Below are 22894 nucleotides of genomic sequence, written 5' to 3' on the forward strand. Positions count from 1 at the left end.
CCCCCGGGCTCAGTTGGGCATCCCCTTGGGGCACACCAGGCCCGCGTCGACCAGGACGCGCTCCAGCCGATCATCCCCGGTGCGCACCCAGCTCTCGTACACCTTGAGGGCACCCGAGGGACCATTGCTCACCAGCCCCCGCGCCGCGATCTCCCCGAGCACCTCGACGAGCGCGCGGAAGCGGGCGCTCAGCTCGCGGTACACGGCGGCGAAGCCCGCGGCCGGGGCCAGGTCGGCGAGCTGCCCGTACGCCGCCCCGCCCATCTGGATGTAGTAGTCCTGACCCACGGGCCCCTCGCGCAGCGCGCCCGAGAAGAAGCCCGCCTGATAGAGCGACACGTCGCCCAGCCGCCGCAGGGTCCGGATGCGCTCGTCCCGCTGCTGCTGGAGCGAGCGGTGATACAGCACCGCCAGGGGCTCCTGCTCCGAGCGCCCGTCCTCTCCCTTGCTGAACAGCTTGTCGGACGATGCGAACTCCGCCAGCAGGTTCACCAGGTAGAACTCGGTCGTCTCCGCGACCGCGACCCGTTGGCGCCGGATGACCTCTTCCAGGAGCGTCTTGAAGAATTCCTTCAATGACGGGGACGTGACCAGTTGACTCATGGACGCTCGACCTCCCTTCCCACCCCCGGAAATCGCGGCGGGGGATTTACAGGTCAGAATACCAATGAGCCCGAAATGCCGCAAAGCGGCATCCAGTCATTCCAAGGACTTACGTTGGCACTCCCCGGTGTCGACTGCCAGAAAGTCATCAGAGGAAGAAGCCCGGAGTACCGGAAATCCACTGGTGGACAATCCCGGGAAAACCGAGTCATCCCGGGTGGTTGCCACCTTTCCTGGCGCGGCGCCGGGCGCGCTTGACGGGTCGAGTCCCCTGGTTATTATCCCGCGCGCTTGGCGGTTGGCACTCGTGAGGTGCGAGTGCTAATCGCCCGGGCCCCAAGCCCTTCATCCACCCCGTGGGCGTGCCGAATCCCCGGCTCGCCCCCCTTTCGAGGAGACCGACCATGAAGATTCGTCCCCTGCAGGATCGTCTGATCATCAAGCGCGTGGCCGAGGAGAACAAGACCAAGGGCGGTCTGTTCATCCCCGACACCGCCAAGGAGAAGCCGCTCGAGGGCAAGGTGATCGCCGTCGGCAATGGCAAGGTGCTGGAGGATGGCAAGGTGCGCGCCATGGACATCAAGGCCGGCGACACCATCCTGTTCAGCAAGTACGCGGGCACCGAGATCAAGCTCGACGGTGAGGAGCACCTCATCCTCCGTGAGGAGGATGTGCTCGGCGTGATCGAGAAGTAATTCCCCCCGCTCCCTCCACTTCCCTTTCAAGGAATCCAGATCATGGCAAAAGACATTGTTTTCGACGTCCGCGCGCGCGAAGCCATCCTGCGCGGCGTGAACATCCTGGCCGACGCGGTCAAGGTCACCCTGGGGCCCAAGGGCCGCAACGTGGTGATCGAGAAGTCCTTCGGCTCCCCCACCATCACCAAGGACGGCGTGACGGTGGCCAAGGAGATCGAGCTGGAGAACAAGTTCGAGAACATGGGCGCCCAGATGGTCAAGGAGGTCGCCTCCAAGACCAGCGACGTGGCCGGTGACGGCACCACGACGGCGACCGTGCTGGCGCAGGCCATCTTCCGCGAGGGCGCGAAGCTGGTGGCCGCCGGGCACAACCCGATGGACATCAAGCGCGGCATCGACAAGGCCGTGGCGGCCATCACCGCCGAGCTGAAGAACCTGGCCAAGCCCACCAAGGACAAGAAGGAGATCGCCCAGGTTGGCACCATCTCCGCCAACGGCGACACCACCATCGGGCAGATCATCGCCGACGCGATGGAGAAGGTGGGCAAGGAGGGCGTCATCACGGTGGAGGAGGCCAAGGGCCTGGACACCACCCTGGACGTGGTCGAGGGCATGCAGTTCGACCGCGGCTACCTCTCCCCGTACTTCGTGACGGATCCGGAGCGCATGGAGGTCGTCCTCAACGACCCCCTCATCCTCATCAACGAGAAGAAGATCTCCTCGATGAAGGACATGCTCCCCATCCTCGAGCAGGTGGCCCGCTCGGGTAAGCCCCTGCTGATCATCGCCGAGGACATCGAGGGCGAGGCGCTGGCCACGCTCGTGGTGAACAAGATCCGCGGCGTGCTCAACGTGGCGGCGGTGAAGGCGCCGGGCTTCGGTGACCGCCGCAAGGCCATGCTCGAGGACATCGCCACCCTGACGGGCGGCCGGATGATCGCCGAGGACCTGGGCATCAAGCTGGAGACGCTGCAGCTGACCGACCTGGGCCGCGCCAAGCGCGTCACCATCGACAAGGACAACACCACCATCGTCGACGGTGCCGGTGCCCAGACGGAGATCGAGGCGCGCGTGAAGCAGATCCGCGCCCAGATCGAGGAGACCAGCAGCGACTACGATCGCGAGAAGCTCCAGGAGCGTCTGGCCAAGCTCGTGGGCGGCGTGGCCGTCATCAACGTGGGCGCCGCGACCGAGACCGAGATGAAGGAGAAGAAGGCTCGCGTGGAGGACGCCCTCAACGCGACCCGCGCGGCCGTCGAGGAGGGTGTGGTTCCTGGCGGCGGCGTGGCCCTGCTGCGCTGCTCCAAGGTGCTCGACGGCGTCAAGGTCGACGCCGGTGAGAAGTTCGGCGTGGACATCATCCGCCGCGCCGTCGAGGAGCCGCTGCGTCAGATCGTCGCCAACGGCGGCCTCGAGGGCAGCGTCATCGTCAACAAGGTCAAGGAAGGCACGGGCTCGTTCGGCTTCAACGCCGCCACGAGCACCTACGAGGACCTGCTGGCCGCGGGCGTGATCGACCCGGCCAAGGTGAGCCGCACCGCGCTGCAGAACGCGGCGTCGGTCGCCTCCCTGATGCTCACCACCGAGGCGATGGTGGCCGAGCGTCCGAAGGAGGAGAAGGACCTGCCCGCCGGCGGCGCCGGTGGCATGGGTGGTATGGGCGGCATGGGCGGCATGGGCGGCATGGGGATGTAATTCCCTCCCGCGGCTCCCTGGGCGCGGCGTCCCCGCGCTCCGGGCTCCCCGCCACGGCCCCTGGTTCCCTCGTGGAGCCAGGGGCCGTTCGCTTTGCGGGGCCCGGGTGACCGCATGCCTGGATGGCACGGGAGCCGGCTCGCGATTAGTTTCAGCCCACAGACAACCAGGAGGACACACGTGCAACCCGTGAAGATCTACACCACCACCTACTGTGGCTACTGCGTCCGGGCGAAGGATCTCCTCAAGCGCAAGGGCGTCGCGTATGAGGAAGTGGACGTGACGGGTGACGACGACATGCGCTCGAAGCTGGTGGAGATGAGCGGCGGCCAGCGCACGGTGCCGCAGATCTTCATCGGCAGCACGCACGTCGGGGGCTACACCGACCTGGCCCAGCTGGACCGGGACGGCAAGCTGGACCCCATGCTCCAGGCCTGAGTGGCGAGCGGGCGAGCGAGCCCCCACCCCCAGCAAGCATCTCGCCTCCCCCATGAGCAGGTTACCCCGAGCGATTTCCCACTCAGGGTTCTCACACAGGGGAGGTGGATGATGGCCAAGGCTGGTGGAAAGTCCCCGGGTATCAAGGACGACGTCATCGGTGTGATCTACCAACGGTTGCAGGCGGCATCGGACGTGGACCAGTACATCCAGGACGCCGAGCAACAGGGCGACCGGGAAGTGGTCGAGTTCCTGCGCGACTACCAGGAGTCCCAGAAGGACCTGGCCGAGCGCGCCAAGAACCTGCTCGGGGCCCGGATGGCGCGCAACGAGGCGCCGCGTGAGGCCCGCGTTCAGCCCGGCAAGAAGCTGGTGGTGGATGCCGAGCACCTGCGCAAGGGCGCCGGCTCACCCACCAACGCCCAGATGAAGTCGGGTGGGCAGGCGCAGGACGACATCGTGGACGAGCAGTCCAAGGAGTCGTTCCCGGCCAGTGACTCGCCCGCCAAGTACTAGCGGCCATGACGGAGACAAACGGCCCGGGTACGCCCCGCGTGTCCGGGCCGTCGTGTGTTTGGGCTCCCCGCTCTGGCGCCCTCCCCCTCCCGCCCCAGCTCCCACCCCGGGTGGAAATCTCCCGGGTGACTCGATTCTGCGTGGGCGGGCCGGAGCGCGAGACAAACGCTTGCTCCCTTCGGGAAGCCCTCGTAAACAGGAACTTCCGTGAAGCTGGCGGAGCCTCCTGCTCGCCGCGCGGATGGAGGGACCACGCCCATGATCGACGACAGAGCCGAGTCCACGTTGACCGTGCAGGTGGGAGACAGTCCGCCGACACGCATCCAGGTGCGTGACTGGACCGTCGAGGTCAACTCGGGGCCGGACAAGGGCAAGAAGGTCACCACCCAGGACGCGCTGCTGCGCGTGGGCTCCGACCCCGCGAGTGACCTGGTGCTCAGTGATCAGACGGTGAGCCGCCGCCACCTGGAACTGGAGCGCAGCTCGCAAGGCATCCTCCTGCGCGACCTGGGCAGCCGCAACGGCACCTTCCTGGATGGCCACCGGGTGATCCAGGTGCTGCTGCAGCACGGCGACAAGGTGCAGCTGGGCAAGACGAAGCTCGTCATCAAGCAGGAGTCGCGCGCCACCGAGGTGGAAGTCTCGGGCGGAGCGGACGCCTTCGGCTCGCTGGTGGGCACCGCGGAGAAGACGCGCGTCGTCTTCGCGCAGCTGCGCGGCATCGCCCGCGAGGACATGAACCTGCTGCTGGAGGGCGAGACGGGCACCGGCAAGGAGCTGGCCGCGCGCGCCGTGCACCAGCACTCCATGCGCCGCCACGGCCCCTTCAAGGTGGTGGACTGCAACCTCATCACCGAGGAGAAGGCCGAGCGCGAGCTGTTCGGCGGTCTGCGCGCCGACGAGGACAAGGGCGCCAAGGGCGTGTTCGAGGCCTCCCAGGGCGGCACCCTGTTCCTGGACGAGGTGGGCGAGCTGCCCCTGTCGCTCCAGCCCAAGCTGTTGCGCGTGCTCGAGTCGCGCGAGGTGCCCTCGATCAATGGGGCGCCGATTCCCGTGGACGTGCGCGTCATCGCCTCCACGCACCGCAACCTCGAGGAGGACGTGCGCCAGGGCCGCTTCCGGGCGGACCTCTACTTCCGCCTGGCCGTGGCGCGCGTGCGCCTGCCCCCGCTGCGCACCCGGCGCGAGGACATCCCCGTGCTGACCCAGTCGCTGCTGCGCGGCATCAAGACCTCCTTCGAGCTCACCCCCCAGACGCTCGCCCTCTTCGAGGGCTATGACTGGCCGGGCAACGTGCGCGAGCTGCGCAACGTGCTCGAGCGCGGCGCGCTCATGCAGGAAACGGGCAACTCGAGCTGGCTGGACTTCATGGCCCAGAACCAGCGCCGCCCCGAGGGCGAGCAGCCCACCACCAGCGTGGCCGCGCTGGTGACGAACATGCCCTACCACGAGGCCAAGGATCGCGTGGTGGCCGACTTCGAGCGCCTCTACTTCGCCGAGGTCATGCGCGAGTCCAACTTCGACATGAAGAAGGCCGAGCAACACACGGGCCTGTCCATGCAGAGCCTCTACCGATTGCTCAAGAAGAACGGTCTGCGCTTGAAGGATCTCAAGAACGCCGAGGGACTTGATAAATGAGGCCTCCGTTGTCCTGACCCCAACGGAGAACCTCCACATGATGCGCCGTATCGCCATCGCCTCCCTCCTCGCTTCGGCGGCCGCGGGCTGCGCCAGCACGCAGCAGGCCCAGACCCAGGGCCCCACCACGAAGGAAGAGCGGATGCGCATCAGCAACCAGCCGCCCTTCGACGTGTCGGTGTGCCAGACGCAGCTGCCCGCCCTGCCCCAACCCGCCAACCAGGGCGGCCTCGTGGGCGGCCTGCTCTTCGCCCGTCCCCAGGTGATGGAGTGCCTGGTGGATCCCAAGTCCCGCGGCGACGCGGAGACCACGCGCGTCGTCGTGAAGACGACCGTGAACGACCAGGGCGGCACGCACGCCGTCTCTGGCGAGAACCTCACCCCCGAGGGCATCGCGTGCGTGCAGAAGACGGTGGACACGCTCGTGCCGCTCACCGCCCTGGCCAAGGGCGCGCAGCCGGTGGAGTCCGAGAGCGTCTTCGTGCACGAGCACGGCAACAGCGCCAGCGTGAAGTTCGGCAACAACCCGGGCTCGGACTACTCGGGTGCCGTGCGGCTCGCCCAGCCCCAGTGGTGTGACTGCTACGCGGGCTTCACCACCGTGGCGCCCCCCACGGTGCGCGCCAACATCACCCTGAAGAAGACCGCGACGACCGCGGCCGACATCACCTTCGATCCGGTGGGCACTCCCGAGGGCGAGCAGCTCGCCGCGTGCCTCAAGGGCAAGATGGCGGCGGTGCCGGCGAAGGTGGACGTGGACGAGCTGAAGTTCCCCTACCGCTTCGTCCACTTCAACTCGCGCGCCACCGAGCCCGCCGCGGATCTCCAGCCCGAGATGCGCTTCTTCCAGCTCGACCTGGTGCGCAACCAGCGCTCGGCCGACGCGGCCATCGCCTTCGGCCACCGCGCCAACGCCGCCGAGGTCTATGACGCCGTCGTCGCCCAGTACCAGAAGACCAAGGACTGGAAGCTGGTGGACGAGCTCAAGAGCAAGTGCAAGGTGCTCGTCGACTCTTCCCAGGCGTGGGTGAACGCCATCGACGCCCAGCTCAAGGTGGACCAGAGCACCCTGGGGCTCGCCCAGGAGCTCAAGGCCAAGGACGCGTCCTGGGCCGACCTGGAGCCCAAGGCCCAGGAGGTCATCAACAACACCCAGCAGGACCTGGACAACGCCAAGAAGCGCCTCGAGGCCGACCAGGGCGCCTGCCCCAAGGAGACCCGGGAAGCCGCGCCCAAGAAGGACGCCAAGAAGAAGTAGCCCCCGGCGCCTGAAGCACCCGAGGCCCTGAAGCACCGAAGGCGCGGCCCCTGGAAACCCAGGAGCCGCGCCTTCTTCACTTTCCCGGGGACGCGGGCGGGGCTCAGGCCACGCTGGTGTTGTCGTTGGCCGCGGTGGCCTCGCGCAGCCGCACGCTCACCAGCTTGGAAATGCCGGGCTCCTCCATGGTGACGCCGTAGAGGGTGTCGGCCACTTCCATGGTGCGCTTGTTGTGGGTGATGAGGATGAACTGCGACTGCTTGCTCATCTCCTTCACCATGTCGTTGTAGCGGCCCACGTTGCCCTCATCCAACGGGGCGTCGACCTCGTCCAGGAGGCAGAAGGGCGTGGGCTTGATGAGGAAGATGGCGAAGATGAGCGCCACGGCCGTGAGCGCCTTCTCGCCGCCGGACAAGAGGTTCATGCTCTGCAGCTTCTTGCCGGGCGGCTGGGCGACGATCTCCACGCCGGGCTCCGTCCCCTGCCCTTCCTGGGTGAGCACCAGGCTCGCCCGGCCTCCGCCGAACAGCCGCGGGAAGATGGCCTGGAACTTCTCGTTGACGATGTCGAACGTCTGCTTGAAGCGCTCCCGGCTCGACGCGTCGATGCGCCGGATGGCCTCCTGCAGCTTCTCCATCGACTCGCTCAGGTCCTTCTTCTGCGCGAGCAGGAACGCCGAGCGCTGGGTGAGCTCCTCGTGCTCGTCGATGGCGGTGAGGTTGATCTCCCCCATCTTCTCCACCTGGGCGCGCAGCTCCTTGAGCTCCTGCTCCGCCTCCTCGCTCAGCGAGGGCAGCAGGTGGTAGTGGTGCACCTCGTCGGGCAGCTCCACCGCGTGGCGCTCGCGCACCCCCGACACCAGGTGCTCCAGCTCCAGGGAGATCTCCCGCTCGCGCAGCGTCATCTGCGACAGGCCCTGGGTGAGCCCATCCAGCTTCGTGCGCAGCTCGCGCAGCGCCGCCTCCTGGTCCCGCACCTCGCCGGTGGCCGTGGCATGGGCCGCGCGCCGGCCCTCGAGTCCCTCCGTAGCGCCGCGCAGCGCCTCGGCCTTCTCGGCGCGCAGGGCTTCCGTCTCGCCGATGCGGCGGTTGAAGTCCTCCACGCGCGAGGCGCCCTCACGCACCGTGGACTCCAGCTTGCGCACCCGGCTGGCCATCTCCTCGCGCTGGGCGAGCAGGCTCTCCAGCTCCTTGCGCGCCGCATCGCCCCGCTCGCCGCCCGCGGCCACCTTCACCTTGAGGCTGGTGAGCTGTCCGGTGGCCGCGTCCGCGCGCTGCTTGAGCGACTCCAGCTCGCCCAGCAACTGCTTCACGCGCTCCTCACGCGCCTCGCGGTCCGTCTGGCCGTGCGCCACCTCGCCCCGGCTGTTCTCCTCCTCGTGCGCCAGGCCCTCGTACATGTGCGCGAGCTGGGTCTCCTCGGCGTCCACGGCGCGGATCCGATCGCGCACCCGCGCCAGGTCCTCGCTCGCCTTGTGGAGATCCTTCTCCTGGCTGGCCAGGCTCAGCTCCTCGGCGTGCTGGTTGCGCGAGAGCCCCTTGAGCACGTCCTCCGTGTCCCCCATCTGCTTCTGCAGGGTGTAGTGCCGGGTGAGGATCTCGTTGTAGCGCTCCTCCACCCGGGCCACCTCGATGGCCAGCTCGGCGATCTCCCGCTTCTTCTGCAGGGCCCCCACTGCGGCGCCCTCGCGCTCGCCACCGGTGATGGTGCCGTCCGCGCGGAACACCTCGCCGTCCAGGGTGACGAGCGTGCACACCTCGCGCTCGGCCTCCGCGTAGGCGCGCGCGCTCGCCAGGTCCTCCACGATGATCACGTCCCCGAGCAGCAGCCGCACCACGGGCAGCAGCGCCGGCTCACACGTCACCTCGTCCAGGGCGCGCGCGAGCACGCCCGGGCGGGAGCGGTCCGGTTGGATCTCGGGAGGGAGCCGCTCGGGGGGCGGCACGGGCAGGAAGCTGCCCCGGCCCTCGGCGGCGTCCTTGAGGTACTCCACCAACTCCACGCCCTTGGCGCGGCTCTCCACGACGACGTGCTGCAACCGCTCGCCGAGCACCGCCTCCACCGCGCGCTCGTAGCGCGGCGTGGTGGAGAGCACGTCCGCCACCAGGCCGAAGATGCCCTGGGTGCGTGCCTCCTCGCCCGCGCGCACCATCACCGCGCGCACACCCTTGTCGAAGCCCTCGTAGTCCTTCTGCAGCGCCTCCAGAGAGGCGAGCCGGGTGCGCTTGTCGCTCAGCTCCTCGCGCAGGCCGATGACCTGGACCTCGTTCTCCGTGAACGCCTGGCGGGTGCGGCGCAGCGCCTCCTCCTCCTGGCCCCTGCGCTCGGCGATCTCGATCGACAGGTGGCGGCGATCCTCCACCTGGCGGGCCACTGACTGGCGCGCGTCCTCGAGCTGCTTCTCCTGCTCGCGCAAGCCATCCGCCTCGGCGCGGTTGCGCGCGCGGCGGGCCTCCAGGTCCGCCTTCTGGCGGGCGAGGTTGACGAGGTTGCTCTCGTGGTTGGCCAGGCGGCTGGCCACGGTGACGAGCGCGGCGCGCTCCTGCTCCAGCCGCAGGCCGATCTCCGCCTGCAACTGGCCCGCCCGGCGCAGCTCCTCCTGCGCCACCCGCATGGCCACCTCGTCCTCCTTCCACGAGCCGGCGATGTTGCTGAGCTCCGCCTCGCGCGAGCTCATGGTCTCGGCCAGCTCGGCCTGCCGGGCCTTGAGCGCCTGGAGATCCACCTCGGACTGGGCCACCCGGGCGCTCGTCTCCTCCAGGTCCTTCTGCCAGTAGGCCAGGTCCTGGTCCGCGCGCTGCACGGCGCTCTCCAGGGCGTGCACCTCGGCCGACAGCTTCTGCAACGCCTGGGTCTCCGCCTCGAGCCCCGCGCGACGCTCGGCGATGGCCGCCTCCTGCTCGCGCATCTTCTCCAGGCCCTCGCGCTCCTCGCCCACCACGCCGCCCAGCTTCTCCTGAAGCTGCTTGGCCTCGGCGTGCAGCGCCAGGAAGCGGTGCGAGGCGGAGTGCAGATCGATCTCGCGCATGCGCGCCTTGAGCTTGCGGTACTTCTCGGCCTTCTTCGCCTGGCGCGACAGGCTCTCCAGGCGGCGCTCCAGCTCGTTGGTGATGTCGGTGACGCGCAGCAGGTTGGCCTGGGTGGCCTCCAGCTTGCGCTCGGCGGCCTTGCGGCGCGACTTGTACTTGGTGACGCCCGCGGCCTCTTCAATCAGGTGGCGCCTGTCCTCGGGCTTGCTGGAGACGATGAGGCCCACGCGGCCCTGCTCGATGATGGAGTAGGCGCGCGTGCCCACGCCGGTGCCGAGGAACAACTCGGTGATGTCCAGCAGGCGGCAGGTCGTCTTGTTGATGAGGTACTCGGACTCGCCGTTGCGGAAGAGCCGGCGGGTGACGGTCACCTCGGGGATGCCACCCAGGTGCGCGGGCAGCGTGTCCGTCTCGTCCACGTGGAAGGTGAGCGACACCTCGGCCATGGACAGGGGCGGCTTGGACTCCGAGCCGTTGAAGATGACGTCCTCCATGCCGCGGCCGCGCAGGTTCTTGGCGCTCTGCTCGCCCATCACCCAGCGGATGGAGTCCACCACGTTCGACTTGCCGCAGCCGTTGGGGCCGACGATGCCCGTGACGCCCTCATCGAACGAGAAGACGCTGCGCTCCATGAACGACTTGAAGCCGGTGATGTCCAGGCGCTTGATTCGCATGAGGGAACGGGCTCCCGAGAAGAAGGTGCGGACGGACGAGAAACGGCGCCGAGGCCGAAAAATCGGCTCCGGAGCGATTTCGGACGAGTAGCACGCAAGTTTTCGACCGATCAAGCATGACGCCCGTCCAGCCCATGCATTCGCGTGGGCGGACACGGCCATCCCCACCCGCCAACCCAGGGGTTGTGGGAATGGGAACAGACGCTACCTTCCCTCCGCGCTTCCTGGAGGCATCCCTCGATCAAGGCCCTGCTCGCCCTCTCGCTCCACACGGGAGCGGTCTGCGAGGGTGTAGCACCCCCCTCTGACATGGCCGGGCCAGCCCCTGCCGGGGGGAGGCGGCGCGAGGGGCACTACCAGGGCTCAGGCCTCGGGAGCCGCCGTCACCGGGGGCTTGGGGCTGGCCTGGGGCTCCACGGTCACCTTCACCACGCGGGGACCCTCGACCTCCTCCACCTGGATGCGCCACATGTCCAGCTTGAGCACGTCGCCCTTGAGGGGAATGCGGCCCAGCCTCGCCATGAGGTAGCCGGCGATCGTCGTCACCTCGACGTCCTCGTCCTCCAGCTTGAACGACACGTCCAGCCGGTCCTCCAGGTCATCGAGCTGCGCCGAGCCGGGCAGCTCGAAGCGCCCACCGGGCAGCGAGCGCACCTCGTCCACGCGCCGCCCCAGCTCGGCCACGTCGCCGACGATCTCCGCCACCACGTCCGCGATCGTCACCAGGCCCGAGGTGCCTCCGTGCTCGTCCACGACGAGGGCCGTCTGCCGGCGCCGGCGGCGGAACTCGTTGAGCAGCTGCTCGAGCGTCACGTGCTCCGGCACGTACAGCACCGGCCGCTGCACCTGGGACAGGCTGCGCAGCTCGCCCCGGGACAGCAGGAAGAAGAGGTCCTTCACGTTCACCACCCCCTCCACCTCGTCCAGGTTGCCGCGGCACACCGGCAGCCACGTGTGGCCCGCCGCGCGCGCGTCCGCGACGCACTTGTCCAGGGGCTCCTCCATGTCGAGGAACTTCACCTGGTTGCGCGGCACCATCACCTGACGCGCCGTCTTCTGCGCCATCTCCAGCGAGCGCTCGAGCAGCTCGGCGCGCGCGGTGGTGATGGCGCCCGCCTCCGCGGAGCTGTGGAGGATGACGCGCAGCTCGTCCTCGTTGTGCGCGTCCTGGGACTCGTGCGCGGTGTGCATGCCAAACGCCTTGAGCACCCAGCCGGCCAGCGCGTTGAGCAACCAGATGGCCGGATAGAAGACGAAGTAGAAGGCGCGCATGGGCAGCGCCACCGCGAGCGTCGTCGCCTCGGCGCGCTGGATGGCGAGGCTCTTGGGCGCCAGCTCCCCGAGCACGATGTGCAGGAAGGTGATGATGGCGAACGCGATGGCCACCGAAATCGAGTGCGCCAGCGCCGGCCCCGCCGCCTCGGGCACCACCTGGAGCAGCACGGGCTCCAGGAGGTGGGCGAACGCCGGCTCCCCGAGCCAGCCCAGCCCCAGCGACGCGAGGGTGATTCCGAACTGCGTGGCGGACAGGTACGCGTCCAGCTTGTCCACCATCTTCATGGCGGTGGCCGACCCCGGCCGTCCGTCGTCCACCAACGCCTGCAGGCGCGTGGGGCGAATCTTCACGATGGCGAACTCGGTCGCCACGAAGAAGCCGTTGGCGAACACCAGCAGCAGCGCCAGGCCGAGGAAAACCCATTCCATGGTGGAAACTCAGGGGCTCGAAGAAGGGCCCTGGAAAGGGCTCGGGGGAGGGCTCAGAAGAGCGCCTCGAACCCGGGATCGCTCTTCAACGAGTCGAACATCGTATCCGTGGCGAGCCAACCCTGAACCTTGGCGCGATCGGCCGTCACGGCCTTTTGCAGGAAGGTCAACGCATCGGCCCGGCGGCCCCAGAGCGCGTAGAGCGCGGCCAGGTTGTAGTTGAGCAGCAAGTCGTCGGCGTTGAGCGCGCTCGCCTTCTCGTAGGAGCGCTCCGCCTCGGCGTAGAAGCCCTTCTGGGCGTAGCAGATGCCCAGGTCCAGGTGCGCCTCGAAGTTGTCGGCCTCCAGCCGCACCACTTCCTTGAGCTGGGTGATGGCCGAGCGGTAGTCGCCCTCGTCCATCAGCAGCGCGGCGAGCTCGTGCCGGGGGAAGGCGTCCTGGGGCTCCAGCTCGATGGCCGTCTGCAGCTCGCGCATGGCCTCCTCGATGCGCCCCTGGTCCGCGTAGGTGAGGCCCAGGTTGAGGTGCGCGTCCGGGTACTCCGGATCCAGCTCGATCGCCTCGCGGTACTCCACCACGGCCATCTCGTCGGCGTGCGTGGAGAGGAAGCAGGCGAGGTTGTAGTGCGCGGTGGGGCTGTCCGGCTCCAGCTTCAGCGCGGTGAGGTACTCGCCCAGCGCCTCGCGATAGAGCTTCTTCTCGGCGTAGACGGTGGCGAGGTTGTCGTGGGCATGAGCGGAGTCGGGATCGAGATCGATCGCCTTCTTGAACTCCTTGATGGCCTCGTCCAGCCACCCGCGATCCGCCAACTCGATGCCACGTGAGTTGTGCTCGTCGGAGAGAGCGATGTTGTCCTTTTCCCGGGCCATGAACTCGCGAAATCAATCTACGCGCCGCCATTTTCACGGCGCAAGCAAGAGCCATCCCTCCCGGTGAGTGCCTGGAGGGTCCTATCCTGGGAAGACGTAATGACCAGCTCCCCAGGGATCCAGCGCGCGGGGTGGGGAATGCTTGCCCCCTCCCCTTCGGACCAGGGGAGGAGGCGTGCGGCGAACTACTTGCGGCGCTCGCGGGCGCGGCGGCGCTTGAGGGCCGCCTTCTTCGAACCAGCGCGGTTGGACAGCTTCTTCTTGCTGCGATTTCCCTTCTGGGCAGGCATCTTCTTGGTACTCCGTTTCGGCGGAATGGAGCCGCACGGACAGGCGGCGAACCGCCCTTTTTTCACGCTCCGGGACCGGAAGTCCACGGAATTTCTTGGCCCCGTCCGGCCTTGCCAGGGGCCAGACAACGGGGCACAACCCCGAGCCCACACCGATGATCGATAAACTCGAAGACGTGGAGCGCCGGTTCGAGCGCCTCACCGCCGACCTGGCCAACCCGGACGTCATCGCCGACTCGGCGAAATTACAGAAGGTCTCCAAGGAGCGGGCGAGCCTGGAGAAGCTGGTGGAGACCTTCCGCTCCTACCGCAAGGTGCTCGACGACCTCAAGGAAGTGGAGGCGTGGCTGTCCAGCTCGGACGCCGACGAGAAGGCCTATGCGCGCGAGGCCCTGCCCGGCCTGAAGACCCAGCGCGAGGAGCAGGAGCAGGCGCTCAAGGTGCTGCTGCTGCCCAAGGATCCCAATGACGAGAAGAACGTCATCCTGGAGATCCGCGCGGGCGCTGGCGGCGACGAGGCGGGCCTGTTCGCCGAGGAAGTCATGCAGATGTACCTGCGCTACGCCGACCGCAAGGGGTGGAAGGCGGACATCCTCGACATGAGCCCGGGCGGCGCCGGGGGCGTCAAGGACGTCACCATCACCCTGTCGGGCGAGGGCATCTACAGCGCCATGAAGTACGAGTCCGGCGTGCACCGGGTGCAGCGCGTGCCGGCCACCGAGGCGCAGGGCCGCATCCACACCTCCACCATCACCGTGTCGGTGATGCCCGAGGCCGAGGACGTGGACATCAAGCTCAACCCCGCGGACATCGAGATGCAGGTGATGCGCTCGACGGGCTCGGGCGGCCAGAGCGTGAACACCACCGACTCCGCGGTGCGCCTCATCCACAAGCCCTCGGGTATCGTGGTGAAGTGCCAGCAGGAGAAGAGCCAGACGAAGAACCGCGCCATGGCCGAGCGCATGCTGCGCGCCAAGCTCTATGAGATCGAGCAGGAGCGCATCCGCAACGAGCGCGACTCCATGCGCCGCGGCCAGGTGGGCACGGGCGACCGCTCGGAGAAGATCCGCACCTACAACTTCCCGCAGGATCGGCTGACGGATCACCGCATCGGCCTCACGGTGCACAACCTGCCGGGCATCATGTCGGGCGGCGTCGAGGACATCATCACCGCCTGCCGCACCTACTACCAGGCCGAGGCCCTCAAGCAGCAGACGGGTGGCGGGGCGGGCTCGCCGGGCGCATGAGCGAGGAGATCTGGACCATCCGCCGGGTCCTCACCTGGACGGCGCAGCACTTCGAGAAGCGGGGCGTGGACGCGCCCCGGCTCACCGCCGAGGTACTGCTCGCCCACGTGTTGAAGACGACGCGCGTGCGCCTGTACGTGGACCTGGACCGGCCGCTGGAGAAGGAGGAGCTGGCCGCCTTCAAGGCGCTCATCGCGCGGCGCATGGCGGGCGAGCCCACCCAGTACCTCACCGGCGTGCGCGAGTTCTACAACCGCCCCTTCAAGGTGGACGCGCGCGTGCTCATCCCCCGGCCCGAGACGGAACTCCTGGTGGAGGCCGCCCTGCACGCGCTGCCCAAGGACGGCCCCGGCACCGCGCTGGACGTGTGCACGGGCTCGGGCTGCATCGCCATCAGCCTCGCGGCCGAGCGGCCCCAGGCCACCGTGCTCGCCACGGACCTGTCCCCGGACGCCTGCGCGCTCGCGCGGGAGAACGCCCAGGCCCTGGGCGTGGCGGACCGGGTGAACGTGCTGCACGGCAGCCTCTTCACCCCCCTGCCCCCGGACGCGCGCTTCCAGGTGGTGGTGTCCAACCCGCCCTACATCGCCACGGGGGAGATTCCGGGCCTGTCGGCCGAGGTGCGCCGCGAGCCCCGGATGGCGCTCGACGGGGGGCCGGATGGTCTCGCGCTGCTGCGCCAGGTGATCGAAGGGGCCCGCCGCGTCCTCGTGCCTGGCGGGCTGCTTGCAATGGAAATCGGCGAAACACAGGGCCCCGCCGTGCAGGCCCTCCTCCAGGCCGCGGGCTACGACAACGCGCGGGTGGAGAAGGATCTGGAGCGGCGGGATCGCCTCGCTTTCGGGACACAACCCGTGGCCAACCAGCCACGGGGGTGAGAGACGGGACAGATGGACAAGATCGTCGTGAAGGGTGGTCACCCCCTCAAGGGTGAGGTGACCGTGTCGGGCGCGAAGAACGCGGCGCTGCCCATCCTCGCCTCGGCGCTGCTCGCGGACGGCAAGAGCGTCTACCGCAACGTGCCGGACCTGGCGGACGTGACCACCATGCTCAAGGTGCTCGGCACCATGGGCTGTGGGACCGGGCGGCTGACGGGCGAGCGCTCGGACGTGTGCGAGGTGTCCGTCGAGGGGGCCATCCACCCCGAGGCGCCGTATGACCTGGTGAAGACGATGCGCGCCTCGGTGCTGGTGCTCGGCCCGCTGGTGGCCCGCTTCGGCCGGGCGCGCGTGTCCATGCCGGGCGGGTGTGCCATCGGGGCGCGCCCCATCGATCAGCACCTCAAGGGCCTCAAGGCCCTGGGCGCGGACATCCACCTCACCGAGGGCTACGTCGAGGCGACGGCGAAGCGCCTGAGGGGCGGCACCGTCAACTTCGACGTCATCACCGTGACGGGCACGGAGAACGTGATGATGGCGGCGGTGCTCGCCCAGGGCCGCAGCGTGCTGGAGAACTGCGCGCGCGAGCCCGAGGTGGAGGAGCTCGCCCGGGTGCTCAACAAGATGGGGGCGCGCATCCAGGGCGCGGGCACCTCCGTCATCACCATCGACGGGGTGGACGGCCTCAATCCCGTGGAGCACGCCATCCTCCCGGATCGCATCGAGGCGGGCACGCTCATGGTGGCCGCCGCCATCACTGGCGGTGACGTGCTGGTCCGGCGCGTGGTGACCGAGCACCTGGAGCCCGTCATCCTCAAGCTGCGCGAGACGGGCTGTACCCTGACGACCGAGGAGGGAGGAATCCGGGTGAAGGCCCCCTCGGTCATCCACTCGGTGGACGTGAAGACGGCCGAGCACCCGGGCTTCCCCACGGACATGCAGGCCCAGCTCATGGGGCTGATGACGGTGGCCGACGGCACCTCGGTCATCTCCGAGCGCATCTTCGAGAACCGCTTCATGCACGTGCCGGAGCTGCACCGCATGGGGGCGGACATCACCATCCAGGGGCATACGGCGGTGGTGAAGGGGGTGCGCAGCCTCTCGGGCGCTCCCGTCATGGCCACGGACTTGAGGGCCAGCGCCTCGCTGGTCCTGGCGGGTCTCCGGGCCGAGGGCAAGACGGAGGTCCAGCGCATCTACCACCTGGATCGCGGCTACGAGCGCTTGGAGCGCAAGCTGCGTGACCTGGGAGCGGACATCGCCCGGGTCAAGGCCTGAGCCCCGGGGGGTAGACCGAGGGTTGGGTGCGTGAACACAATGCGGGGGTTGGGTTGCATCTCAAAAATCATGCGACCTATCATTCCCAGAACGCCCGGGGGCCCACCGTGACCCGGACCGCACCCCCCACGGGAGCTCGGCTCCCCCAACAGGAGAAAGATCCACCCCATGAATTGCCCCGGTTGCAGCGTCGAGATGGTTGATCTCGAAGGGGACCACGAGACGTTGCGCAAGTGTGGAGATTGCGGCGGACTCTGGATTGACGTCGCGGATCTCAACCGGATCCTGCTCCACAACAACCTGCCTGGACTCGAGAGCCAGGGAGGCAAGGTCGACGCGAACGCGCTCACGGGCCAGTGCCCCGAGTGCCAGGTGGATCTCGTCCGGGTCGACGGCGGAGACCGTCAGCATCCGCTGAGCTATGACACCTGCGAGTCGTGTGGCGGCATGTTCCTCGAGTCGGAGTTCGCCGACGCCACCGACGCCAAGGTCGCCGAGCAGGAGATCATCGACTTCTTCCGGCACTTCAACGCCAAGAAGAAGACCGCCGCCGGCTGAGCCCCTCGCGCTCCGAGCCCTCTTCCGTCTCGCCCTACCGGGCTCCCGTCCACCCGACGGGCCCGAAAACGACCCCTCGTGCCTTCACTCGTCCCTCCGCCGGGATGAAAGCGTCGGCCCGCCTGTTGGCGGACCTTGACACCCGGGCACCAGGGGATTGAGTAGGCAGGCGAATGCCAAGAGGGAACGGAATGCGACGTCTGGGTGGGGTGTGGCTGTGCCTGTTGCTGGCCGGCTGCCCGAATGGCTGCTCGAACAAGGAGGTTTCGGTTCCCGACGCGGGTCCCGTGGTCACCGGACCCGATCAGCTCGAGGAGAAGGAACCCGATGATCGGCCCGAGCAGGCCCTCACCCTCGCCCGCGACGCGACGGTGAGCGCCAGCCTCGGCGCGGATCCGTCCAAGCCCGACGAGGACTGGTATCGGCTCGCTCCGAGTACCCCGCGCGTGGCGGACGTGAGCGTCTCCGGCATTCCCGGCGGAGACGTGGTGCTGGAGGTGTACGACGCGCCCGGCGTGCGCAGCGCCAACCTCAACAGCGCCGGCGTGGGCAAGCCCGAGCGCTACCCCAACCTCTTCGTCGAGGGCGAGCGCTGGGTGCGCGTGGCCTCGGCCCGCAAGGGCACGGGCGGCGCCTACACCCTCGAGGTGCGCTACCACGTCCCCGAGGACGGCGTGGAGCGCGAGCCCAATGATCGGGCCGTGGACGCCACGCCCCTACAGTTGGGCCAGACGGTGGCGGGCTTCATCGGCCACGCGGGAGACGAGGACTGGTACCGGCTGGAGCTGCCCGAGACGGCCCAGGCCACTCCCGCCCCGGACGTGAACGACGCCGGGAGCGCGCCCACGGCTCCGGCCCCGACGGCGCCCACCCCCGGTGAGACTGGCGTGCCGCCCACCGAGCCCGCTCCGGGACAGCCCGCGGAGCCCTCGGGAGAGGACCCGTCCGCCACCGCCCAGCAGGAGCCCCCGCCGAGCGAGCCGCTCCAGGTCCCCATCCCCCTTCCCCTCCCGAACCAGCCCGCCCCCGTGCCGGAAGAGCCTCCCGCGGTGGCGCTGAAGATCGATCTGGTGGGAGTGGAGGGCGTGCGCACGGAGCTGTCGGTCCTCACGGCCGCCGAGGCACCCCTGTTCACCACCAAGAGCATCGAGGGGGAGGGCCTGTCGCTGCGCAACGTGGGGGCCCGGGCGACCGATCGCGTGGTGTACCTGGTCGTGAAGAGCGGCTGGAGCGGGACGGGCAAGGACGCGAAGCGGGGCTTCAACACCGAGAAGGCCTACTCGCTCACGGTGACCCTGGAGGAAGCCGGGGCCAACGCGGAGCTGGAGCCCAACGACGAGCTGTACAAGGCCACCGCCCTGCCGCTCGCGGGCTACAAGGAGGGCTTCCTCTCGCCCAAGGGTGATGTGGACAACTTCGTCCTGAAGACGGCCGAGCCGGTGCTCGCCCGGGTGGAGCTGTCGGGTGTGGAGCGCGTGGACGTGGAACTGTCCGTCATCCAACCCCCCGAGGGCGAGGGCCAGAAGGAGACGGTGCTCCAGCGCGCCAACGATGGAGCCATCAAGGAGCCCGAGCGCCTCAACAACGTGGCCTGTAGCGGCACCTGCTACTTCCGGGTGCAGGGGGCCTCGCGCAAGCAGGATGGCAAGTGGGTGCGCGACTACGAGAACGCGGAGCAGCCCTACCGCATCTCCATCACCACCGTGCCCGACGATGGCAGCCAGGAGCGTGAGCCGAACAACAGCGCGGACCGCGCCACCGAGCTGACCCTCGGCAAGGCGGTGCGCGGCACCGTCTATCCGCTCAAGGACGTGGACTACTACCGGTTGGACTTGTCGGACCGGCCGGTGCGCACGCCCATCCGGGCCACGCTGCTGGGCATCCTCAAGGTCGACGTGGGTCTGTACCTGCACCGCCTGGGCGAGGACGGCAAGCTGTCGCTCGTGCAGACGTCCGATCGCGCCAAGGGCGACCAGGCCGAGACCATCCGCTACAGCGCCGAGCCGGGTGTCTACGTGTTGGAGGTGCGCGACGCGCGCAATCGTGAGGCCAACTTCCAGGATGCCTACCAACTCACTGTCGAGGAGGGCGAGTAGCGGCCCCGCAAGAGATCTCGTTGACAAGCAGCGATGGGCCTTCTACTTTCCCCCTCGCTCGCCGCGCGGTGGTAGCTCAGCTGGTAGAGCACGAGCTTCCCAAGCTCGGGGTCGCCGGTTCGAACCCGGTCCGCCGCTCTGAAGGGCCTGGAACCGCTGGAGAAGTCCTCCAGAGGTTCCAGGCCCTTCGCCTTTTCGGACCACGAGCGACCTTGACTGAACGTCCTTTCAGACCCACCCTGAGTGGGTGAAGCCGCGTCCCGTCTCCAATCCGCCCAACCCCTGGGACACCACCGCCGTGGAGTACCTGGAGGAGATTCCTCCCACGAAGCTGGAGGTGCTCGAGGACCACAGCCGCGAGGTGCTCGGGCGCAACGACAGCCCCGACGTGGGCTTCACCTGGAGCGTCAACCCGTACCGCGGCTGCCTCCATGCCTGCGCGTACTGCTACGCCCGGCCCTACCACGAGTACCTCGGCTTCGGCGCCGGCACCGACTTCGAGACGAAGCTCGTGGTGAAACCCCGCGCCGCGCAGCTCCTGCGCGACGCCTTCGAGCGCAAGAGCTGGAAGGGCGAGACGGTCGCCTTCAGTGGCGTCACCGACTGCTACCAGCCCATCGAGGCCTCGCTCCGCCTCACGCGTGCCTGCCTGGAAGTGTGCGCCGAGTACCGCAACCCCGTGGGCATCATCACCAAGGGGCCCCTCATCGAGCGCGACCTGGACGTGCTCCAGACGCTCGCCCAGCAGGCCCGACTGACGGTGGCCATCACCCTGCCCTTCCATGACGAGGCCGTGGCGCACGCCATGGAGCCCTATGTGGCCTCACCCCGGCGGCGCCTGCGCACCATCGAGCGGCTGGCCTCCGCGGGCATCTCCGTGTGCGTGGCCGTCGCCCCCCTCATCCCCGGGCTCAACGACGAGGACATGGTGCGCGTGCTCACCGCGGCGAAGGAAGCGGGCGCGACCCGGGCCTTCTCCACCCTGCTGCGCCTGCCCGGCCCCGTGCAGGGCATCTTCGAGCAGCGTCTGCGCGAGAAGCTCCCCCTGCGCGCCGAGCGCGTCCTGCACCGCATCCGCGAGACGCGCGGTGGCGAGCTCAACGACTCGCGCTTCCGCGTCCGCATGCGTGGGGAGGGCCTCTACGCGGAGACCCTCCACCAGCTCTTCTCCTCCACCGCGCGCCGTCTGGGCCTGAGGACGAGCGAGCCCATGGAGGCGGACAGCGACAAGGAGAGCCCCTTTCGCCGCCCCATGAAGTCCGGCACCCAGCTCAGCTTCTTCTGAGCGTCCCGCCGGACCCGCCCGAGCGCCTACCAGACCTCACAGCGCTGCGCCGCGGGACGCACCATCTTCGCGTCCGCCTTGCACTGGAAGGCCTTCTGGAACTCGGACAGGTTGCCCACCGGCCCGTTCACCCGCCAGTACGGCGGCGAGTGCGGATCCACCACCGCGAGCTGCCGCGCGTAGGCGTCCCGGTACTTCGAGCACCAGGACTGCGCGTAGGAGAGGAAGAACTGCTGGCTCGGCGTGTAGCGCGAGCCCTCCGCCTTCTTCGCGGCCTCGGGATCCTTCGCCAGCCAGGCCTCCATGGCCGCGTGGGCCAGCTTCAGCCCGCCCAGGTCCGCCACGTTCTCGCCCAGCGTCAGCGCCCCGTTCACCTTCACGTCGTCGAGCACCGTGTAGTTGTCGTACTGCTCTTTCACGCACGCCACGCGCTCGCGGAAGGCCTTGTCCGAGGCCGGCGTCCACCAGTCGCGCAGGTTGCCCTCGGCGTCATACTGCCGGCCCTCGTCGTCGAAGCCGTGGGTGATTTCGTGGCCCACCACCATGCCCATGGCCCCGAAGTTCACCGGCATCGTGGCCTCCCGGTCGAAGAACGGCGGCTGGAGGATGCCCGCCGGGAAGACGATCTCGTTGAAGGGCGGGTTGTAGTAGGCGTTCACCGTGGGCGGAGACATCAGCCACTCCTCCTTGTCCACCGGCTTGCCAATCTTGGCGATCTGCCACGCCTGCTCGAAGGCGTTCGCGCCCATGATCGAGTGCAGGAACGACTCGCGATCCACCTTCATCGCGCCGTAGTCGCGCCACTTGTCCGGGTAGCCGATCTTGTTGACGATCTTGCGCACCTTCACCAGCGCCTGCTCGCGCGTGGGCGCGTCCATCCACGCCAGCGTGTCCAGGTTGCGCTCGAAGGCCTTCTCGAGTTCCTGCACCATCTGCAGCGTGGTCGTCTTGCCGTCCGCGCCGAACGTGCGCTCGATGAAGGGCTGCGCCAGCGCCTCGCCCAGCGCCATGTTGGTGAAGCGCACGCACTTCTTCCAGCGCACCACGTCCTCCTTCGCGCCCGTCAGGTTCTGCGAGAAGCGGAAGCGCTCGTCCTGGAAGGCCTTGGGCAGCGCCGGCACCACGCTCGACACGTAGTTCCACGTCAGGTACGGCGCCCACGCCGCCGCCGGCATCGTCTTCGCCAGCCGCTCCACCTCCTTGAAGAACGGTGGGTGCGACACGTTGAGCGCCTGCACGCTCCCGGCCCCCGCGGCCTTGAAGTACTCGTCCCACGGGAAGCCCGGTGCCTCTGCCTTCAGGCCCTTGCGCTCGAGGCGGTGGTAGAGACTCTTCGGCTCGCGGCGCTCCACGCGCGACATCGACGCCTTGGCGAGCGCCGTCTCCACCTCCAGCACCGACGCCGCGCTCTTCGCCGCGGTCTCGGCCGGCTCGCCCAGCAGCACGAAGGTGTTCTTCACGTACTCGGTGTAGGCGTCACGCAGCGCCTTCGACTTCTCGTCGTCCTTCAAATAGTAGTCCCGGTCCGGCAGGCCCAGACCGCCCTGGTCCACCTCGCCGATCATCTGGCTGGCGTCCTTGAAGTCGGTGTTGGCGCCCATCCGGAAGAGCGGGAACACGTTCTGCGCGTGCAGCGTGCCCACCACCCGCGCCAGGTCCTTCGCGTTCTTCACCGTCAGCTTCGCCAGCTCCGCCTTGAGCACCGGCAGCGACGCCTCCAGCTTCGCCTCATCCATGCAGGAGCCGTAGAAGTCCCCCAGCTTCTGCGCGGAGGCGAGCCCCTCGGGCGCCTTGCCCTTGGACGCGCCCTCGAGGATCTCCCGGAGGATCTCCTCGTTGCGCGCCGAGATGGCATCGAAGCCGCGCGACCAGCGGGGGCGATCCGCGGGGATCTCCGTGTTCTTCACCCAGTTGCCGCATGCGAACTCGTAGAAGTCCTCGCAGGGGTTGGCCTGCTCGTTCATCGAGGCCAGATCCAGACCTGGGGAGAGCGGACGGGACTCGGCGGGGGGCTGGGGCTGCGTCGCGGGCGTGGCGGGCGAGGGGGGCGTGGGCGCGGGCTCCGCCGTCTTGCAAGCGGACGCCACAAGACAACATGCGGCGAGCAATGCCTTCTTCATCCAGTCGTTCTCCATGTGGG

17 protein-coding genes and 1 tRNA gene are annotated in these 22894 nt (G+C 68.5%); 13 read left to right on the top strand and 5 right to left on the bottom strand.

The window, feature by feature from the left end:
• Window positions 1-9: 9 nt before the first annotated feature.
• A complete protein-coding gene (locus tag CYFUS_RS33655; protein ID WP_095988953.1) occupies window positions 10-603 on the bottom strand; it encodes a hypothetical protein in 594 nt (197 codons plus the stop codon).
• A 404-nt stretch (window positions 604-1007) separates the two neighbouring features.
• Between CYFUS_RS33655 and groES the strand changes: the two genes are divergently transcribed.
• The 6 genes from groES (at window position 1008) to CYFUS_RS33685 (ending at window position 6846) form a co-directional block, all read left to right on the top strand.
• Window positions 1008-1298: a co-chaperone GroES gene (gene groES, locus CYFUS_RS33660; protein WP_002624038.1), complete on the top strand. Its 291-nt coding sequence runs from the start codon at window positions 1008-1010 to the stop codon at window positions 1296-1298.
• 42 nt (window positions 1299-1340) lie between these two features.
• On the top strand, window positions 1341-2996 hold the full coding sequence (gene groL, locus CYFUS_RS33665; RefSeq protein WP_095988954.1) for a chaperonin GroEL: 1656 nt from the start codon (window positions 1341-1343) through the stop codon (window positions 2994-2996).
• Between the two features lie 180 nt (window positions 2997-3176).
• The gene (gene grxC / locus CYFUS_RS33670) at window positions 3177-3434 is read left to right on the top strand and encodes a glutaredoxin 3 (protein ID WP_095988955.1); all 258 of its coding nucleotides are present in this window, start codon (window positions 3177-3179) and stop codon (window positions 3432-3434) included.
• A gap of 108 nt (window positions 3435-3542) precedes the next feature.
• Window positions 3543-3950, top strand: a complete 408-nt coding sequence (locus CYFUS_RS33675) for a hypothetical protein (RefSeq protein ID WP_232536962.1) — start codon at window positions 3543-3545, stop codon at window positions 3948-3950.
• Between the two features lie 258 nt (window positions 3951-4208).
• A complete protein-coding gene (locus tag CYFUS_RS33680) occupies window positions 4209-5588 on the top strand; it encodes a sigma 54-interacting transcriptional regulator (RefSeq protein ID WP_198316234.1) in 1380 nt (459 codons plus the stop codon).
• Window positions 5589-5625: 37 nt separating this feature from the next.
• Window positions 5626-6846 carry a hypothetical protein gene (locus CYFUS_RS33685; RefSeq protein ID WP_095988956.1) on the top strand — a complete coding sequence of 407 codons (1221 nt, stop codon included), beginning with the start codon at window positions 5626-5628 and terminating at the stop codon, window positions 6844-6846.
• A 103-nt stretch (window positions 6847-6949) separates the two neighbouring features.
• Here the strand turns inward: CYFUS_RS33685 and smc are convergent, their stop codons facing one another.
• From smc to CYFUS_RS33700, 3 genes are all read right to left on the bottom strand, one after another.
• Window positions 6950-10549: a chromosome segregation protein SMC gene (smc, locus tag CYFUS_RS33690; RefSeq protein WP_095988957.1), complete on the bottom strand. Its 3600-nt coding sequence runs from the start codon at window positions 10547-10549 to the stop codon at window positions 6950-6952.
• 363 nt (window positions 10550-10912) lie between these two features.
• The gene (locus CYFUS_RS33695) at window positions 10913-12253 is read right to left on the bottom strand and encodes a hemolysin family protein (RefSeq protein ID WP_095988958.1); all 1341 of its coding nucleotides are present in this window, start codon (window positions 12251-12253) and stop codon (window positions 10913-10915) included.
• 53 nt (window positions 12254-12306) lie between these two features.
• Complete coding sequence (locus tag CYFUS_RS33700) at window positions 12307-13122, bottom strand: tetratricopeptide repeat protein (RefSeq protein WP_095988959.1); 816 nt, start codon at window positions 13120-13122, stop codon at window positions 12307-12309.
• Window positions 13123-13567: 445 nt separating this feature from the next.
• Here CYFUS_RS33700 and prfA point away from each other — a divergent pair, with 445 nt between their 5' ends.
• The 7 genes from prfA to CYFUS_RS33735 all read left to right on the top strand — a co-directional run bounded on the left by prfA (window position 13568) and on the right by CYFUS_RS33735 (window position 20754).
• The gene (gene prfA / locus CYFUS_RS33705) at window positions 13568-14659 is read left to right on the top strand and encodes a peptide chain release factor 1 (RefSeq protein ID WP_095988960.1); all 1092 of its coding nucleotides are present in this window, start codon (window positions 13568-13570) and stop codon (window positions 14657-14659) included.
• Window positions 14656-15537 carry a peptide chain release factor N(5)-glutamine methyltransferase gene (prmC, locus tag CYFUS_RS33710; protein WP_095988961.1) on the top strand — a complete coding sequence of 294 codons (882 nt, stop codon included), beginning with the start codon at window positions 14656-14658 and terminating at the stop codon, window positions 15535-15537. The genes prfA and prmC overlap by 4 nt, the downstream gene beginning before the upstream one ends.
• Window positions 15538-15549: 12 nt before the next feature.
• Window positions 15550-16815, top strand: coding sequence for a UDP-N-acetylglucosamine 1-carboxyvinyltransferase (gene murA, locus CYFUS_RS33715; RefSeq protein WP_095988962.1), 1266 nt, complete (start codon window positions 15550-15552; stop codon window positions 16813-16815).
• 168 nt (window positions 16816-16983) lie between these two features.
• Window positions 16984-17373 carry a zf-TFIIB domain-containing protein gene (locus CYFUS_RS33720; protein WP_095988963.1) on the top strand — a complete coding sequence of 130 codons (390 nt, stop codon included), beginning with the start codon at window positions 16984-16986 and terminating at the stop codon, window positions 17371-17373.
• Between the two features lie 191 nt (window positions 17374-17564).
• Window positions 17565-19469: an ABC transporter substrate-binding protein gene (locus CYFUS_RS33725; RefSeq protein ID WP_095988964.1), complete on the top strand. Its 1905-nt coding sequence runs from the start codon at window positions 17565-17567 to the stop codon at window positions 19467-19469.
• Between the two features lie 65 nt (window positions 19470-19534).
• Window positions 19535-19607: transfer RNA gene (locus CYFUS_RS33730), tRNA-Gly, on the top strand.
• A 109-nt stretch (window positions 19608-19716) separates the two neighbouring features.
• Window positions 19717-20754 (top strand): PA0069 family radical SAM protein, encoded by a 1038-nt coding sequence (locus CYFUS_RS33735; protein WP_095988965.1) that lies wholly within the window; start codon window positions 19717-19719, stop codon window positions 20752-20754.
• 26 nt (window positions 20755-20780) lie between these two features.
• Here CYFUS_RS33735 and CYFUS_RS33740 read toward each other — a convergent pair whose 3' ends face one another.
• Window positions 20781-22874 (bottom strand): M13 family metallopeptidase, encoded by a 2094-nt coding sequence (locus tag CYFUS_RS33740; protein WP_095988966.1) that lies wholly within the window; start codon window positions 22872-22874, stop codon window positions 20781-20783.
• Between the last annotated feature and the right edge of the window lie 20 nt (window positions 22875-22894).

The organism is Cystobacter fuscus (genome assembly GCF_002305875.1).
Classification (GTDB): Bacteria; Myxococcota; Myxococcia; order Myxococcales; family Myxococcaceae; genus Cystobacter; species Cystobacter fuscus_A.